Annotated in this window: 12 protein-coding genes; 7 read left to right on the plus strand and 5 right to left on the minus strand. The window is 62.8% G+C overall.

The window, feature by feature from the left end; translation table 11 throughout:
- Positions 1–102: 102 nt before the first annotated feature.
- The gene (locus JFV30_RS18250) at positions 103–663 is read left to right on the plus strand and encodes a cytochrome b (protein ID WP_010166885.1); all 561 of its coding nucleotides are present in this window, start codon (positions 103–105) and stop codon (positions 661–663) included.
- A 183-nt stretch (positions 664–846) separates the two neighbouring features.
- On the opposite strand, the gene JFV30_RS18255 is transcribed toward JFV30_RS18250, so the two are convergent.
- Positions 847–1,746: a 1-aminocyclopropane-1-carboxylate deaminase/D-cysteine desulfhydrase gene (locus tag JFV30_RS18255; protein WP_201124829.1), complete on the minus strand. Its 900-nt coding sequence runs from the start codon at positions 1,744–1,746 to the stop codon at positions 847–849.
- A 56-nt stretch (positions 1,747–1,802) separates the two neighbouring features.
- Positions 1,803–3,842: an NADPH-dependent 2,4-dienoyl-CoA reductase gene (locus tag JFV30_RS18260; RefSeq protein WP_169389152.1), complete on the minus strand. Its 2,040-nt coding sequence runs from the start codon at positions 3,840–3,842 to the stop codon at positions 1,803–1,805.
- A 211-nt stretch (positions 3,843–4,053) separates the two neighbouring features.
- Here JFV30_RS18260 and JFV30_RS18265 point away from each other — a divergent pair, with 211 nt between their 5' ends.
- From JFV30_RS18265 to JFV30_RS18275, 3 genes are all read left to right on the plus strand, one after another.
- A complete protein-coding gene (locus JFV30_RS18265; RefSeq protein ID WP_201124830.1) occupies positions 4,054–5,184 on the plus strand; it encodes a carbon-nitrogen hydrolase family protein in 1,131 nt (376 codons plus the stop codon).
- Between the two features lie 4 nt (positions 5,185–5,188).
- Positions 5,189–6,223 carry an AraC family transcriptional regulator gene (locus JFV30_RS18270; RefSeq protein WP_201124831.1) on the plus strand — a complete coding sequence of 345 codons (1,035 nt, stop codon included), beginning with the start codon at positions 5,189–5,191 and terminating at the stop codon, positions 6,221–6,223.
- A gap of 330 nt (positions 6,224–6,553) precedes the next feature.
- A complete protein-coding gene (locus JFV30_RS18275) occupies positions 6,554–7,543 on the plus strand; it encodes a transketolase-like TK C-terminal-containing protein (RefSeq protein ID WP_201124832.1) in 990 nt (329 codons plus the stop codon).
- Positions 7,544–7,721: 178 nt separating this feature from the next.
- Here JFV30_RS18275 and JFV30_RS18280 read toward each other — a convergent pair whose 3' ends face one another.
- Complete coding sequence (locus JFV30_RS18280; protein WP_010166862.1) at positions 7,722–8,192, minus strand: MarR family winged helix-turn-helix transcriptional regulator; 471 nt, start codon at positions 8,190–8,192, stop codon at positions 7,722–7,724.
- Between the two features lie 145 nt (positions 8,193–8,337).
- On the opposite strand from JFV30_RS18280, the gene aceE reads away from it, so the two are divergent.
- Positions 8,338–11,007: a pyruvate dehydrogenase (acetyl-transferring), homodimeric type gene (gene aceE / locus JFV30_RS18285; RefSeq protein ID WP_201124833.1), complete on the plus strand. Its 2,670-nt coding sequence runs from the start codon at positions 8,338–8,340 to the stop codon at positions 11,005–11,007.
- On the opposite strand, the gene JFV30_RS18290 is transcribed toward aceE, so the two are convergent.
- Entirely contained in the window at positions 11,008–11,838 is an 831-nt protein-coding gene (locus tag JFV30_RS18290; RefSeq protein WP_010166859.1) for a DUF2242 domain-containing protein, read from the minus strand.
- Between the two features lie 89 nt (positions 11,839–11,927).
- On the minus strand, positions 11,928–12,827 hold the full coding sequence (locus JFV30_RS18295; protein ID WP_010166856.1) for a LysR family transcriptional regulator: 900 nt from the start codon (positions 12,825–12,827) through the stop codon (positions 11,928–11,930).
- Positions 12,828–12,954: 127 nt separating this feature from the next.
- Here JFV30_RS18295 and JFV30_RS18300 point away from each other — a divergent pair, with 127 nt between their 5' ends.
- Positions 12,955–14,133, plus strand: coding sequence for an MFS transporter (locus JFV30_RS18300; protein WP_201124834.1), 1,179 nt, complete (start codon positions 12,955–12,957; stop codon positions 14,131–14,133).
- Between the two features lie 116 nt (positions 14,134–14,249).
- On the plus strand, positions 14,250–15,584 hold the full coding sequence (nhaA, locus tag JFV30_RS18305) for a Na+/H+ antiporter NhaA (protein ID WP_169389162.1): 1,335 nt from the start codon (positions 14,250–14,252) through the stop codon (positions 15,582–15,584).
- Position 15,585 lies beyond the last annotated feature (1 nt).

The following is a 15,585-nucleotide window of genomic DNA, read 5'->3' on the forward strand; positions in this document are numbered from 1 at the left end:
TGCACCCTCCTCTCACGGGCAAACCTCGTAAAACAGGCTTACATTGAAAGGACTCCGTCGCGAAAGAACGGAGGTTTGCCCTGATGAGTGAGGAAGAAAGCGATGCCCTGGAAAAATTCCGATACGCGTTACAGCACCATGTCGATTGCGTTGCACTGGCTGATGGTGGTGCTGCTGGCGGTGGTCTACGCCTGCATTGAGTTACGCGGGCAGTTTCCCAAAGGCAGCGGCGGCCGTACGTTGATCGTGGAAATGCACTTCATGTTCGGCCTGACCGTGTTTGTGCTGGTGTGGCTACGGTTGTTCGCCCGCAGCCTGGGCGTGGCGCCGAAGATCGTGCCGGCGCCGCCGCAATGGCAAACCCTCCTCGCCACCCTGATGCACATGGCGCTGTATGCCTTGATGATCGGCATGCCCATCGCCGGCTGGCTGATTGTCAGCGCCGAGGGGCATTCGGTGATGTTCTACGGTATCGAGTTGCCGCCGCTGATCGCCGAAAACAAGGCCCTGGCCAAGGAGATTGAGCACTGGCACGTGCTGTTCGGCAAGATCGGTTACTGGCTGATCGGGCTGCACGCGTTGGCGGCGATCGTTCACCATTACATCCTGCGCGACAACACAGCGCTACGAATGATGCCTGGCAAGAGAGGGAGCATTCAGTAAACCCCCCAGGAGCGACACAGCTCCAATGTGGGAGGCTTGCTGTGGTGAACGGGCTTGCTGTGGTGAGCGGGCTTGCCCCGCGCTGGGCTGCGAAGCAGCCCCATCAATCTGTGGTGAACCCGACGGGGGGCAAGCCTCCTCACCACAGGACAAGCCCCTCACCCCAGCAAGCCAGCTCCTGCATTAACCGGGCGCAACAGGGAAACCCCGGCGGCCTTGCAAGCCGCCGGTATGAACGAAGATCAGGCGGGTGCCAGGGGCAAAGTACCCCGCCTCAACCCGCTGCTTCAAAGCCAACAACGCCTTGCCGGTGTACAGCGGCTCCAGCGGCAGGCCACAGGCTTGCTCGGTGGCGTCGATAAATTCCAGCAACCCTGGATCCACCTTGGCGAAGCCGCCCCGGCTGGCGTCCAGCAATTCATAACCCTCGTGCACCAGCACCTGTACCTGCTGCGCCACCCCGTGGTCATCGGGCACCGCCAGCGCGCCGTACACCGGATGCGCGCCCGCCTCGGCCAGCACCAGTCCCGCCAGCGTGGTGCCCGTGCCGGCTGCCAGCCACCAACCGTGATAGTCCGTCCAGCCCAGGCCGTTCAATTGCGCCTGCGCCTGACTCACCAACACCCCGCAGCCCGACGCCCCCGCCAGGCCACCGCCACCTTCGGGCACCGGATGCAGGTGTGGATACTGCTCGCGCCACGGCAGCCAGAAACCCGGCTCATGGCGCGCGCGATAGCCGCCATAACCCAACCAGTGCAGTCGCATGCCAAAGGCTTTGAGGTCGAGCACTGTGGGGGTGTCTTGCGGATGGCCACGCAGCAGGCCAACGGTAGGAAAGCCGAAGCGTTTCCCGGCTGCCGCCAGTGCATGCAGGTGATTGGAGTAAGCGCCGCCCAGGCTGATGATCCCGCGGGCACCCGCAGCCCGGCCTCGGGCCAGGTGCTCGGTGAGCTTGAACCATTTGTTGCCGCTGATCAGCGGGTCGATGCGGTCCAGGCGCAGCACGGCGACCTCCACCGGCCCCATCCACTCCAGCTTCAGGGGTTCAAGGGGCGCGTGGGGAAGCCAGTCGAAAGGACCCATGAGGGCAGTTCTGCACAAGAAAAGGGGCGGTAGTCTACCACCGCCCCTTGGGGGTTTTACAGCTCGGCCGCCAGGCGCGAACCCTGGTTGATGGCGCGCTTGGCATCCAGCTCGGCGGCCACATCCGCACCGCCGATCAGGTGCACGTTCTGCCCGGCAGCCACCAGGCCGTCCTGCAGTTCCCGCAGCGGGTCCTGGCCGGCGCAGATCACGATGTTGTCCACCGCCAGCACCTTCGGTTCACCCTCGGCGCCGATGCGGATGTGCAAGCCTTCATCGTCGATCTTCAGGTACTCGACGCTGTTGAGCATTTGCACCTGCTTGTTCTTCAAGCCCGTGCGGTGGATCCAGCCGGTGGTCTTGCCCAGGCCGTCACCGACCTTGGAAGCCTTGCGCTGCAACAGGAACACTTCGCGTGCCGGCGCATGGCGCTCGGGCTTGATCCCGGCCACACCGCCGCGGGCTTCCAGGTGGGTGTCGATGCCCCACTCTTTCCAGAACGCCTCGCGGTCAAGGCTGGTGGACACGCCCTGGTGCACGAGGAATTCCGACACGTCAAACCCGATACCGCCGGCACCGATCACGGCCACGCGATGGCCCACCGGCTTGCGCTCCAGAATCACGTCCAGGTAACTCAGCACCTTGGCGTTTTCCACGCCGGGAATTGCCGGTGTACGCGGCGCAATGCCGGTGGCCAGGATGATTTCGTCGTAACCGCCCGCCACCAGCTGCTCAACGTCGACCCGGGTGTTCAGGCACAGCTCGACATGGGTGGTCTGCAACTTGCGCTTGAAGTAGCGCAGGGTTTCGAAGAACTCTTCCTTGCCCGGCACGCGCTTGGCGATGTTGAACTGGCCGCCAATCTCGCTGGCCGAATCGAACAGGGTCACCTGGTGCCCGCGTTCGGCGGCAACGGTGGCCGCCGCCAGGCCCGCAGGACCGGCACCGACCACGGCGATTTTCTTGATCTGCTTGACCGGCAAGTAGTTGAGCTCGGTCTCGTAGCACGCACGCGGGTTGACCAGGCAGGTGGTCAGCTTGCCGCCAAAGGTGTGGTCCAGGCAGGCCTGATTGCAGCCGATGCAGGTGTTGATTTCATCAGCGCGACCTTCAGCGGCCTTGTTGACGAAGTCCGGGTCGGCCAGGAATGGGCGAGCCATCGAGACCATGTCGGCATCGCCTTCGGCCAGGATCTGCTCGGCGATTTCCGGGGTGTTGATGCGGTTGGTGGTGATCAACGGAATCTGCACCGCACCGCGCAACTTCGCGGTGACCTTGCTGAACGCACCACGCGGCACCTTGGTGGCGATGGTCGGGATGCGCGCTTCGTGCCAGCCGATACCGGTATTAATGAGTGTCGCACCGGCCTGTTCAATGGCCTTGGCCAACTGCACGATCTCTTCCCAGGTGCTGCCGCCTTCCACCAGGTCGAGCATCGACAGGCGGAAGATGATAATGAAATTCGGGCCTACCGCGTCGCGCACCCGACGCACGATTTCCACCGGCAGGCGCATGCGGTTTTCGTAGCTGCCGCCCCAACGGTCGGTGCGGTGGTTGGTGTGGGCGGCGAGGAACTGGTTAATGAAGTAGCCTTCCGACCCCATGATTTCCACGCCGTCGTACTCGGCGACCTGGGCCAGCAGCGAGCAGGTGACGAAATCATTGATCTGTTTTTCGATGCCTTCTTCGTCCAGCTCTTTGGGCTTGAACGGGTTGATCGGCGCCTGGATCGCGCTCGGCGCCACCTGCTTCGGGCTGTAGGCATAACGGCCGGCGTGGAGAATCTGCATGCAGATCTTGCCGCCCGCCTCGTGCACCGCCTGGGTGACGATCTTGTGCTTTTGCGCTTCCTCGTCGGTGGTCAGCTTGGCTGCACCGCCATACACCCCGCCTTCATCGTTCGGGCCAATGCCGCCGGTGACCATCAGGCCCACGCCGCCACGGGCACGCTCGGCAAAATACGCCGCCATGCGCTCGAAGCCGCCGGGTTTCTCTTCAAGGCCGGTGTGCATCGAGCCCATCAGGGTGCGGTTACGCAGGGTGGTAAAACCCAGGTCCAACGGGGCCAGCAGGTGCGGGTAGGCAGCAGCGGTCATGGTACAGCTCCACAACGGATCATCACGGGACGTGGAGCGCTCGACTGGCGCTCCATCGGTTTATGTCCCACAGACTAAGAGGCTGCCGGTTGCCGCTCAATGACTGTAACTGACAAGTTATTGATCCAAATGCGCAGGGCCCCTTGGCAACTGCGTACATGGGCCCTACCCTAGGTACCGAACCCTGTACCCGGTCCGTTGTCTTTTTCTCATGCGTAAACTTCTTGCCTTCACCCTAACCATGGCCCTGGTCGCCGCCGTTTCCGCCTATCTGGTCTGGACCCAGGAACGCCCCGTGGGCCATTACCTGTCCGACCTGCGGATCAACCTCGCCGTCGACGAAGGCGTGCCCGCCGACCGCGGCAACCTGCTGGGCATCCAGCCGGAGCTGTTCCCCGCCGATTACCAGAGCCTGGAACGCCTGCACCTGAAACTCGCAGCCTATCTGCAAAAGGCCCGGGACCAGGGCCTGGTCAACGACAAGACCATCGTGGTACTGCCGGAACATATCGGCACCTGGCTGATGGTCAGCGGCGAAAAGAACGAGCTGTATCAGGCCACCAATCTCAAGGAGGCGATGAACTGGTTGTCGGCGAGCAACCCGCTGCTGTTCCTGCGGGCGCTGATCAGCGCCAAGGGTGATGACCGCATCGACGACGCCTACCTGCGCATGAAGGCCCCGGCCATGGCCCGTGACTATCAGGTGCTGTTCGGCGGCCTGGCCAAGGAGTTCGGCGTGACCCTGGTGGCCGGCTCCATTGCCCTGCCCAACCCGAGCATCAGCCAGGGCCAGCTGCAGATCGGCCATGGCGCGCTGTACAACACCAGCGTGGTCTTTGATCGCGATGGCTTGCCGGTGGGCCAGCCACAACGCCAGCTGTATCCGATTTTCGACGAGCGCGGCTTTATCGAACCCGGCGACGAAAACACCGTCAGCGTGGTCGACACGCCGGCCGGGCGCCTGGGCATCCTGATCGGCAGCGACAGCTGGTACCCCGACAACTACCGCAAGCTCAACGAGCAAGGGGCGCAATTGGTCGCGGTGCCGGCGTTCGTGATTGGCCGCGAGACCTGGGACAAGCCATGGCGCGGTTTCAAAAGCGTGTCGACGCCACCGGAGATCAGCCTCAAGCCCGAAGAACTCAGCGAAGGCGAAGCCTGGCACCGCCTGACCCTGATCAGCCAGCAACCCATCAGCCAGGCCACCGCCGGCATGAGCGTGTTCCTGCGCGGGCAGTTCTTTGACATGGGCAGCGCCGGGCAAAGTTTCCTCAGCAGCAACGGCCAGGTGTTTGCCGACGGCAATGCCCGTGGCGCCCGCTTGCTGAACGTGTGGCTGTAAGACGATGAAGCCGGTGCGGCTGGGGGATTTGTCGGTGGGCTTTGTCCACACCTTGGCCGATGCCATCCACAGCCATGGCCTGGACCCGCAACCGCTGCTGCTGCAATACGGTCTGGACCCGGCGCGCCTGGCCGAGGCAGGTGCACGCTTGTCGATCCCGCGCTACATGCGCCTGGGCCACGCCGCTATCCAGCTCACCGGCGACCCCGGCCTGGGCCTGCGCATGGGCCAGCTCAGCCGCTTGAGCCAGGCGGGTCTCGCCGGTGTTACCGCGGCCCAGGCGCCCACCGTGCGCGAAGCCGCCCGCACCCTGACGCGCTTCGAAGCCTTGTACGGCTCCAACTATCGCGGCCAATCAAGCTTTCACGAGGATGCCGACGGCGCCTGGTTGCGCTTCTATTCCATCAGCCCGTACAACGCCTACAACCGTTTTGTAGTGGACTCGATTATCGCCGGCTGGCTGCATCAATTGTCGAGCCTGAGTGCGCAACCGGTGCAGGCGCAGCGTATCGAAATCGAGTTCCAGGCCCCCGACTACAGCGAGCACTACAGCGTGCTGGGGGACTGCCCGATCCAGTTTGGTGCCGAGCACAATCAACTGCGCCTGAGCCAGCAGACCCTGGCGCTGCGCAATCCGGAACATTGCCCAAGTACCTGGCAATTACTGGTGCAGTTGTGTGAACGGGAATTGGAGCAGTTGACGCGCACCCGCAGCCTGCGCGAGCGCATTACCCGGTTGCTCGGGCCGATGCTCAACGGTGGCCGGGAACCCGACCTGGAAGAAGTGGCGGCGCGTTTGAAACTGCCGACCTGGACCTTGCGGCGCAAGCTGGCGGAAGAAGGGACTCAGTTCCGGGCGATTCTCAACGACACTCGCCGCGACCTGGCCATGACCTACATTCGCGATACCGAACTGGCGTTCGGTGAAATTGCCTATTTGCTCGGTTTTGCTTCAGCGGAAGCCTTTCAACGGGCCTTCAAGCGCTGGAACAGCCAGACCCCAGGGGAATTTCGCCGCAGTCAGCGGCATTCCGCCTGATGTCTGTCTTACAGCTCGGTGGCATCATCGGCCGGATCCAGCGGATCCAGTTCAAAGGCATGGTACTCGAGCAGTTCTTCCTGGTAATCGTCCATTGTTGACTCCTTGTTTTATGAAAAGGGGTTGCTTAGTGACCTGCACAACCAGCCTAAAGTGCCGTCATGACGAAAAAATGTCCGGAGCATGACGTTCCTGCACTTCAAGATTAAACGTAGCAGTGTTGGCTGGATTTAGCCGGAGGAATTTCAGATGCAACTGCAATCATTGCAATTGCAATCATAAGCAAGAATCCATTAGGGTAGGGGCATCCGTTGCCAAGCGACCCAGCCCATGACTGCCGCCACCGAACGCTCCGCCCTGATCTGTATCGACGCCTTGAACGCCGCGCAGCAGCCCCGCTGCTCACCCCTCTACAGCGTGATGAGCATGGCCAACACCCTGGAGTCCAGCCGGCAGGCGTGGGTGATTCGCGGTCAGTCGCGCTCCCGCCGCGTGGTGAGTTGGCCCACCTGGTTCGCGCGCAATACCGGGGAAAAGCCAATGTTGTACCTGCACACGGCCGCTTCATCGGCGCAGTTGCGGGCGCTGTCCGGCGAGACTCGCCAGCGGGGTATCTTGTGCAACGACAGCGCAACCCTGCCCTCGCCTTCACTGCCGCTGTGGCTGGCTGGCAACCCTCAGTGCACGCCTTATGATCCGGCCTCCGGCGCAGAAACCCGGGCGATTGTGCTGGCGGGTTTGCAGACGTTGTATGTCGAGGGCAAGCCGGGTTTTTTCTACCTGGCTCTGCACGATCAGCACGATGGGCCGGGGCTGAGCCCGCAGGATCGGGACGATGCGCTCAAGGGCATGTACCGGGTGCGGCGCTCATACACGAGTGAATTGAGGGTGCGGTTGCTGGGTGCGGGTCGGGCGTTTGAAGAGGTCGTGCACGCCGCCCGGTTGCTCGAATTGGACTGGAACATCGAGGCGCAGTTATGGAGTTGCCCCAGCTACACACAGCTGGCCCGTGAGGCGCAGGCGGCGCAGCGCTGGAATCGCCTGCACCCTTTGGCACCGAAGCGCAGCTGCCATCTGCGGGATTGCCTGGGAGGCAATGCCGCGCCGGTAATCGCGGTCACGGGCTACCCGCAGCCGATCGTCGATCAGCTCGCGGCGCATGTGGATGCACGGTTTGTACCGTTGGGTGCGGGCTCGGTAGAGGCGTCAGCCCCGAGTCGTTACTGGATTGCCACGCTGGCGTTGAAGGCACTGGCGGATGACGGATGTATCGAAGCAGAACACGTCGAAACCGCCCTGCATCGGTATCACCTGAAATGACGATCTGTAATCCATCACAGATCAAATGTGGGAGCGGGCTTGCTGTGGTGAGCGGGCTTGCCCCGCGTTGGGCTGCGAAGCAGCCCCATCAATCTGTGGTGAACCCGACGGGGGACAAGCCCCCTCACCACAGCAAGCCCGCTCCCACACTGGATCTTCGTCGCCTGGAGTCTTTGCGTCAGGTCTTACGCCGCCCCCGGGTCTGCACACCCGCCTCCATCGCCAACCCTGCGGTGCGTTCCAACGCCTCGGCAAAGCCCCGGCGCTGCTCGCTGTCGAGCTGGGACAAAAACAACTCATCCACGCTGCTTTCGTAGATTTTCCACATTTTTTTACGCAACACCCGGCCCTCTTCGGTGATCGAGACAAAGGCTGCCCGCCCGTCACCGTCGGAGCGCGAACGCACCACCAGGCCGTCCTTTTCCAGGCGGTCGACCAGGCGCGTCAGGTTGTAGCGTTCGATGGCCAGCACATCGGCCAATTCGTGCATGCGCCGGGTGCCGTCGGGGCCGCTTTCCAGGCCCCACAAGGCGTCGTACCAGGCGTAAGGCGGCAGACCGGCATCGGCCAGGCGCCGTTCGATTTCACGGATGACCGTCCTGTGGGCCCGAACAAAACGGAACCAGACATCAGGCTCTTTCGACGACATGCAACACCATCCGGGGAATTTCAAGAAGGTTGCAATAGTAGCTCATCCCGCGCTAGATTCAGTCATGTAGTTGCAATTGCAACTACATTCGCAAAGCTCCCACAAAGAGCCCACACGCTGAAACCCGTCCACCCTGGAGCCTGACATGACCCCGAACACTGCAGTACGCCTCGACGACGACCCACAGGAAACCCGCGAATGGCTGGAGTCCATCGAATCGGTGTTGTCCACCGAAGGCCGCCCGCGCGCGCATTATCTGATCGATCAGTTGCTGGATTTCGACGTGGCGCGGCATGGCGACTTCTACGGGCGGGTGACCACGCCTTACGTCAACACCATTCCGGTTGATCGCCAGTTGCCCTACCCCGGCAACCTGTCCACCGAGCGCCGGCTGAATGCGTTTATCCGCTGGAACGCCATGGCCATGGTATTGCGTGCCGGCAAGCACTCAGGCGTAGGTGGGCATATCGCAACGTACGCGTCGGCCGCCGTGCTGTATGACGTAGGCTTCGACCACTTCTTCCGTGGCCGCACCGACAGCTTCGATGGCGACCTGGTGTACATCCAGGGCCACTCTGCACCGGGCATTTACGGGCGCGCCTACCTCGAAGGCCGGATCAGCGAGGCGCAGCTGGACAACTTCCGTCGGGAAGCCGGTGGCGACGGTTTGTCGTCCTATCCGCATCCACGGCTGATGCCGGACTTCTGGCAATTTCCTACTGTGTCCATGGGCCTTGGGCCGATTACCGCCGCGTATCAGGCGCGCTTCATGCGCTACCTGGAATTGCGCGACCTCAAGCAACACCAGGGTCGCAAGGTGTGGGCGTTCCTCGGTGATGGAGAGATGGACCAGCCGGAATCCCTGGCGGCCATTTCCCTGGCCGGGCGCGAGAAACTCGACAACCTGATCTTCGTGGTCAACTGCAACCTGCAACGCCTGGACGGCCCGGTGCGCGGCAATGCCAAGGTGATCCAGGAATTCGAAAGCCTGTACCGCGCCGCTGGCTGGAACGTGATCAAAGTGATTTGGGGCGGCGGCTGGGATGCGCTGCTGGAAAAGGACAACAGCGGTTTGCTGCGCCAACGCATGATGGAGTGCGTGGACGGCGACTATCAGAACTACAAATCGCAAAACGGCGCCTACGTGCGGGAACACTTCTTCGGCAAATACCCGGAGTTGCTGGCGCTGGTGGCGGACATGTCCGACGACGATATCTGGAAACTCTCACGGGGCGGCCATGACCCGGACAAGGTCTACAACGCCTATGCCGCCGCCGTGCGCCACAGCGGGCAGCCGACGGTGATCCTGGCGAAAACCGTCAAGGGCTTCGGCATGGGCGAAGCCGGCGAAGGGCAGAACATCAACCACCAGCTGAAAAAGATGGGCGCGGAGGCCGTCAAAGCCTTCCACGATCGCTTCGGGCTGGAAGTGGCCGACGATCAACTTGCCGAAATCCCTTACCTCAAGCCCGCTGCCGACAGCGAAGAAGCCCGCTATTTCGCCGCCCGCCGTCAATCATTGGGCGGTTACGTACCGGCCCGCCACAGCGCGGTCGAGTCGTTGAAGATCCCGGAACTGGACGCCTTCGCCACCCAGCTCAAGGACACCGGCGAACGCGCGATCTCCACCACGATGGCCTTTGTGCGCATCCTCGGCACGCTGCTCAAGGACCCGAACCTGGGCAAACTGATCGTGCCCATCGTGCCGGACGAATCCCGCACCTTCGGCATGGAAAGCCTGTTCCGCCAGATCGGCATTCACTCCGCCGTCGGCCAGCTCTACACCCCACAGGATGCCGGCCAGCTTTCCTACTACAAGGAGAGCAAGGACGGACAGATCATGCAGGAAGGCCTGAATGAATCCGGCGCCATTTCCTCGTGGATCGCGGCGAGCACCTCCTACGCCAACCACGGTTTGATGACCGTGCCGTTCTACATCTTCTATTCGATGTTCGGCTTCCAGCGGGTCGGCGACCTGGCCTGGGCCGCAGGCGATGCACGGGCGCGGGGCTTCCTGCTGGGGGCGACCGCCGGGCGCACGACGCTGATGGGTGAAGGCCTGCAGCATGACGATGGCCACAGCCATGTGCTGTCGTCGGTGATTCCGTGCTGCATTTCCTATGACCCGACCTTTGCCTTCGAGCTGGCGGTAATTATTCGCGAGGGCATGCGCCGGATGTACGTCGAGCAAGAGGACATTTACTACTACATCACCCTGCTCAACGAAAACTACCCGCACCCGGCAATGCCCGAAGGCGTCGAGGACGGAATTCTCAAGGGCATGTATCGGTTACAGGCGGCTGAGGACGCCGCACAACCAAGGGTGCAATTGATGGGCAGCGGTTCGATCCTGCGGGAAGTGATGGCCGCCGCTGACTTGCTGCGCGATGACTTTGCCGTGGCCAGCGATGTGTGGAGTGTCACCAGCCTGACCGAGTTGCGCCGTGAAGGCCATGCCGTGGAACGCTGGAACCTGCTGCACCCGGAAAGCGAACCGCGTACCAGCTATGTCGAGCAGTGCCTTGAGGGGCAAGCGGGTCCCGTGGTGGTCGCCACCGATTACATGAAGATCTTCGCTGACCAGATCCGCCCGTTCGTGCCGGGCCGGCGCTTTGTGGCGCTGGGCACTGATGGCTTCGGGCAATCGGATACCCGCGAAACCTTGCGTGAGTTTTTTGAGGTGGACCGCTACTTCATCGCGCTGGCGGCCCTGAAGGCGCTGGCGGACGACGGCCTGATCAGTCGCGCCAGGGTGGCGGAGGCGATCAGCCGCTACGGGATCAACGTCGACAAGGCCAACCCCGTAGCGGTGTAGTTACTGCGCAGGCGTCGGCAGGGGCGGAATCGCTTCGGTCGGCGCCGGCAGCGTCGGCTGGGTAGCCTGCGGCGCAGGGGCCGGGGTTTCCTTGGGAGCAATCGGCGCGGGTTCTGCCGGCGGTGCAACCGGCTCCGATGCCGCAGGCTCTACCGCTGGCGTCACCGGGGCTGCCGGTGTGGCGGGCACTTCTTTCGGCGCTTCTTTAGGCGCCTCGACCTTGTCAGCCGCCGGGGCTGCCTTGGGTTCCGGGATGCCCAGGTCAGCCTTGGGCTTCTCTGGAATATGCGCAGCCTTTTTCACTTCCTGGGGCAGGAAAACGTCCACCAGCGCGAAATAACGCTCATAAAATTTCGGCGCAGACACGGTCTCGCTGGCCACCTTGACCATGGAGTCGTCGGTGGAGCCAATCGGCATCGACACCGAGCCCAACACACCCACGCCGAGGCTGGCGGAGTTGTTGACCTTCTTCAGCGCATAGCGGTCCTGCAAGGCGTTGGCGAACATCGTCGAGTGATGATCACCGCTGCCATCGTCGGCACACACCACGTTGAAACTGATTTGCAGGTGAGTCTCGCCGGTCTGCTGGAAACTCTTGTTACCCACCACCAGCTTCGGATCGCTGCTGGTGATGATGTAACCCTGGCTCAACAGCGCACGCCGCGCCGCTTCGCAGGCCGCGGTGTCACTGACCGGGTAATCACGGGAAAACGTACCGGAGTCGTCGAAATTCTCATGTTCATAAATAGCGGTCTTGGGTGACGAGCAGCCCGCAGCGCCCGCCAGCACCAGCGCCAACCCGAGGCTACGCAAGTGAAATGATGTCGACATCGAAAATCCTGAGGAAAACAGTCAGGGCGGTATTGTGCAACAGAACGTGGCCTTGGCGCGCGAATTCCTGTCGGTAAAACGTCACAGCCTTACGGGACGGTGTCTGCAGGAAAAAGCCGCTCGCCCATATGGTCGATAAACACGCGCAGTTTCGCCGAGGCATGGCGACTTGATGGCCAGAGCATCCAGAAGCTGCCGCTGTGTTCCAGGTAATAGTCCAGCACCCGTTGCAGCCGGCCCTGCTCCACCGACTCCCGGACCATAAAGTCCGGCAGGCAGGCAATCCCCAGGCCTTCATGGGCCACGTGCATCAGCGATTCGATGGTGGTGGAGACCAGCGGTGCACGCAGGACCGGCTCCGGCATGCCCGGCTCCGGGCGCAGCGGCCAGGCTTCCAGCTTGCCGGTGGCGCAGAACTTGTGGCGCAGGCAGGCGTGGTTGTTCAAGTCCCGGGGCTGACGCGGCGTGCCGTGCAGGCGCAGGTACTCGGGGGAAGCCACCAGCACCAGGCGGTAATTCCCGAGGTGGCGTGCCATCAAGCGTGAATCCTCGGGCTTGCCGGTGCGAATCACCGCGTCGAAACCTTCTTCGATCACGTCCACCATGCGGTCGGAGAAGTCCACGTCCAGCTCGATCTCGGGGTAGGCCCGCATGAAATCGGTGAGCACCGGCATCAACAGCCCGCGCACTTGCGGCAGACTGACGCGCAGCTTGCCCCGGGGCGTGGCGGAAGCCTGGCTCAGCTCCTGTTCTGCAGCCTCGACCTCGGCCAGGATGCGCCGGGAGCGTTCCAGAAACAGTGCGCCCTCGCTGGTCAACGTGATGCTGCGGGTGCTGCGATGGAACAGCCGCACACCCAGGCGCTCTTCAATGCGCGCAATGCTTTTGCCAATGGCCGAGGACGATACCCCCAGCAGGCGCCCGGCCTCGGTAAAGCTGCGGGTTTCCGCCACCTGCACAAACACTGAAATACTGCCGAGGCTGTCCATCGTCTCGCTCCCGAGGATTGCGGACGTTGGCGTCCGATAAGTTCGGAACCTTAGCCTGTTTTTCTCCACCGCGCAGCACCCTACTCTGGCTCCCTGCCCTTTCGTCTGAAACCCGGAGCCACGAAACATGAGCGACAGCGCCTTATCTTCCCCGAGCCTTGCGGCGAGCCGTGAACGGCTGCCCCTGGGCGGTTTGCTGGCACTGGCAACCGCCGGCTTTATCACGATCCTCACCGAGGCCATGCCGGCGGGCCTGCTGCCGCAAATGGGCGCCGGTCTCGGAGTGTCCGACGCCCTGGTGGGCCAGTTGGTAACCCTCTACGCCCTCGGCTCGTTGCTGGCGGCCATTCCCCTGACCATCGCCACCCGTGGCTGGCGCCGGCGGCCGTTACTGATGATTGCCATCGGCGGGTTTGCCTTGGTCAACAGCGTGACGGCGTTCTCCAGCGACTACCTGTTGACCCTGGTGGCCAGGTTCTTCGCCGGGGTGTTCGCGGGGTTGCTCTGGGCGCTGCTGGCCGGTTACGCCAGCCGCATGGTTGCACCGCACCTGCAAGGGAGGGCGATTGCCGTGGCGATGCTTGGCGCGCCACTGGCGTTGTCACTGGGCGTGCCTGCCGGGACATTCCTGGGCACCACGGTGGGCTGGCGCCTGAGCTTCGCGATCATGAGCGGCCTTACGGTACTGCTGCTGGCGTGGGTGCGCTGGCAGGTTCCGGACTTTGCCGGGCAGCGAGCGGAAAAACGCCTGGGGCTGCGCCAGGTATTGGCATTGCGGGGGATTCGTCCGGTGCTGTTTGTGACCTTCACCTACGTGCTGGCCCACAACATTCTCTACACCTATATCGCGCCGTTCCTGGTGCCCGCCGGAATGGCCGCAGACATCGACCAAGTGTTGCTGGTATTTGGCCTGGCCGCGCTGCTGGGCATCTGGATTGTGGGTGCGCTGATTGATCAGCGGCTGCGCGCCTTATTGGTGATCAGCTGCGGGATGTTCGCATTGTCGGCCCTGGCACTGGCGTTCTGGATCACCTCGGCGGCCGTCATCTACACCACGGTGGCGTTGTGGGGGCTGGCGTTTGGCGGGCTTCCGGCATTGCTGCAGACGGCGCTGGCCAAGTCGGCCGGGGATTCAGCCGACGCCGCGCAGTCGATGCTGGTCACCGTGTGGAACCTGGGCATCGCCGGTGGCGGGCTGCTGGGCGGCATGTTGCTGCAGGGTTGGGGCGTGACGTCGTTTCCATGGGCCGTCGTCGCATTGGTCGTGCTGGCCCTGCTGGCGACACTTCGTTTAAGCGATGTTTAAACAGAAACGTGACGTGATGTTTCTTAACTCTTATGATCGCACCGGGTGCGCTGCTGCATACGCTACAGCGCAGGTTAAAGGATAAGCATTGGTCGGGCCGCCAATGGAGACTTGTCGTGCCTGATAAACACCCTGCTATTCCTCGCCCCCAGGTTTTGGTTGAAGGCGCCCTGTCTGCGCTGGAACGGTTTTCACGCATCGAAGCGGTCAGCGGCATCGTGTTGCTGCTGGCGGCGATCATCGCGCTGATCTGGGCCAACAGCCCCGTTGCCGATTCCTACGAACACTTCTGGAACACCCCACTCACCATCGGGCTGGGGGACTTCACCGTCTCGCGCTCATTGCACTTCCTGGTGAACGACGGGCTGATGACCATCTTCTTCCTGGTGGTGGGCGCCGAGATTCGCCAGGAGATCAGGGACGGCGCACTCGCCAACCTGAAGCTGGCCACCTTGCCCCTGGGTGCTGCGCTGGGTGGCGTGCTGATGCCGGCGCTGATTTACACCCTGCTCAACCATGGCACCGTAGCGGCCAGCGGTTGGGCGGTACCCACTGCCACCGACATTGCATTTGCCGTGGGTGTGCTGGCGCTGTTGGGTAAATCCATCCCCGCCGGCGTGCGCATCCTGCTGCTGGCGCTGGCGATCATTGATGACATCGTCGCCATCCTGATCATCGCGATTTTCTATACCGCCAGCCTGGACTACATGGGCCTGGTGATTGCGGCCTGCGGGCTGGCGCTGGTGCTGATTTTTCAGCGGATGGGCATTGGCAAGGCGGTTGTGTACCTGTTGCCGGGGGCGATTGTCTGGTTTGGCCTGCTCAAGACCGGTGTGCATCCTACGCTTGCCGGCGTGATGCTGGGCCTGATGACACCCGTCACGTCCAGGCCCACCCGGGAACGCCCTCTGGACACCATCGGGCGCACGTTCAACGAGCTGATGGAGCGGCTTTCGCAATCGGCTGAAAGTGCCCATCAAGTCGCCAAACCATTAAAGCAACTGAGACAGGCCCAGCGGGAAATGCTGCCGCCGGTGCAACGTATTCAAGCGGGCTTGCACCCGTGGGTGGCCTTTGGCGTCATGCCACTGTTTGCCCTGGCGAACGCAGGGGTGAGCCTGCAGGGGTTCAACCTGGACGACCCGCTGCCCCACGGCGTATTCATGGGCGTGATACTGGCGCTGGTGCTCGGCAAGCCGCTGGGTGTGATGCTGGCGAGCGTGGCGTTGGTGAAACTGAACATCTGCCAATTGCCGGAGGGCGTGACCTGGAACGGCGTCGCCCTGGTGGGCCTGCTGGCGGGAATTGGTTTCACCATGTCGATCTTCATCTCGTCGCTGGCCTTCTCCGACCCGACGCTGCTGTCGGCTGCCAAGCTGAGTGTGCTGACGGCGTCGTCCCTCGCCGCCGTGATTGGCCTGAGTTGGGGCAAGCTCAAGTTTGCGCGCTGAC

It is taken from the genome of Pseudomonas sp. TH32 (assembly GCF_016650855.1).
In the GTDB taxonomy this organism is placed as follows: Bacteria; Pseudomonadota; Gammaproteobacteria; order Pseudomonadales; family Pseudomonadaceae; genus Aquipseudomonas.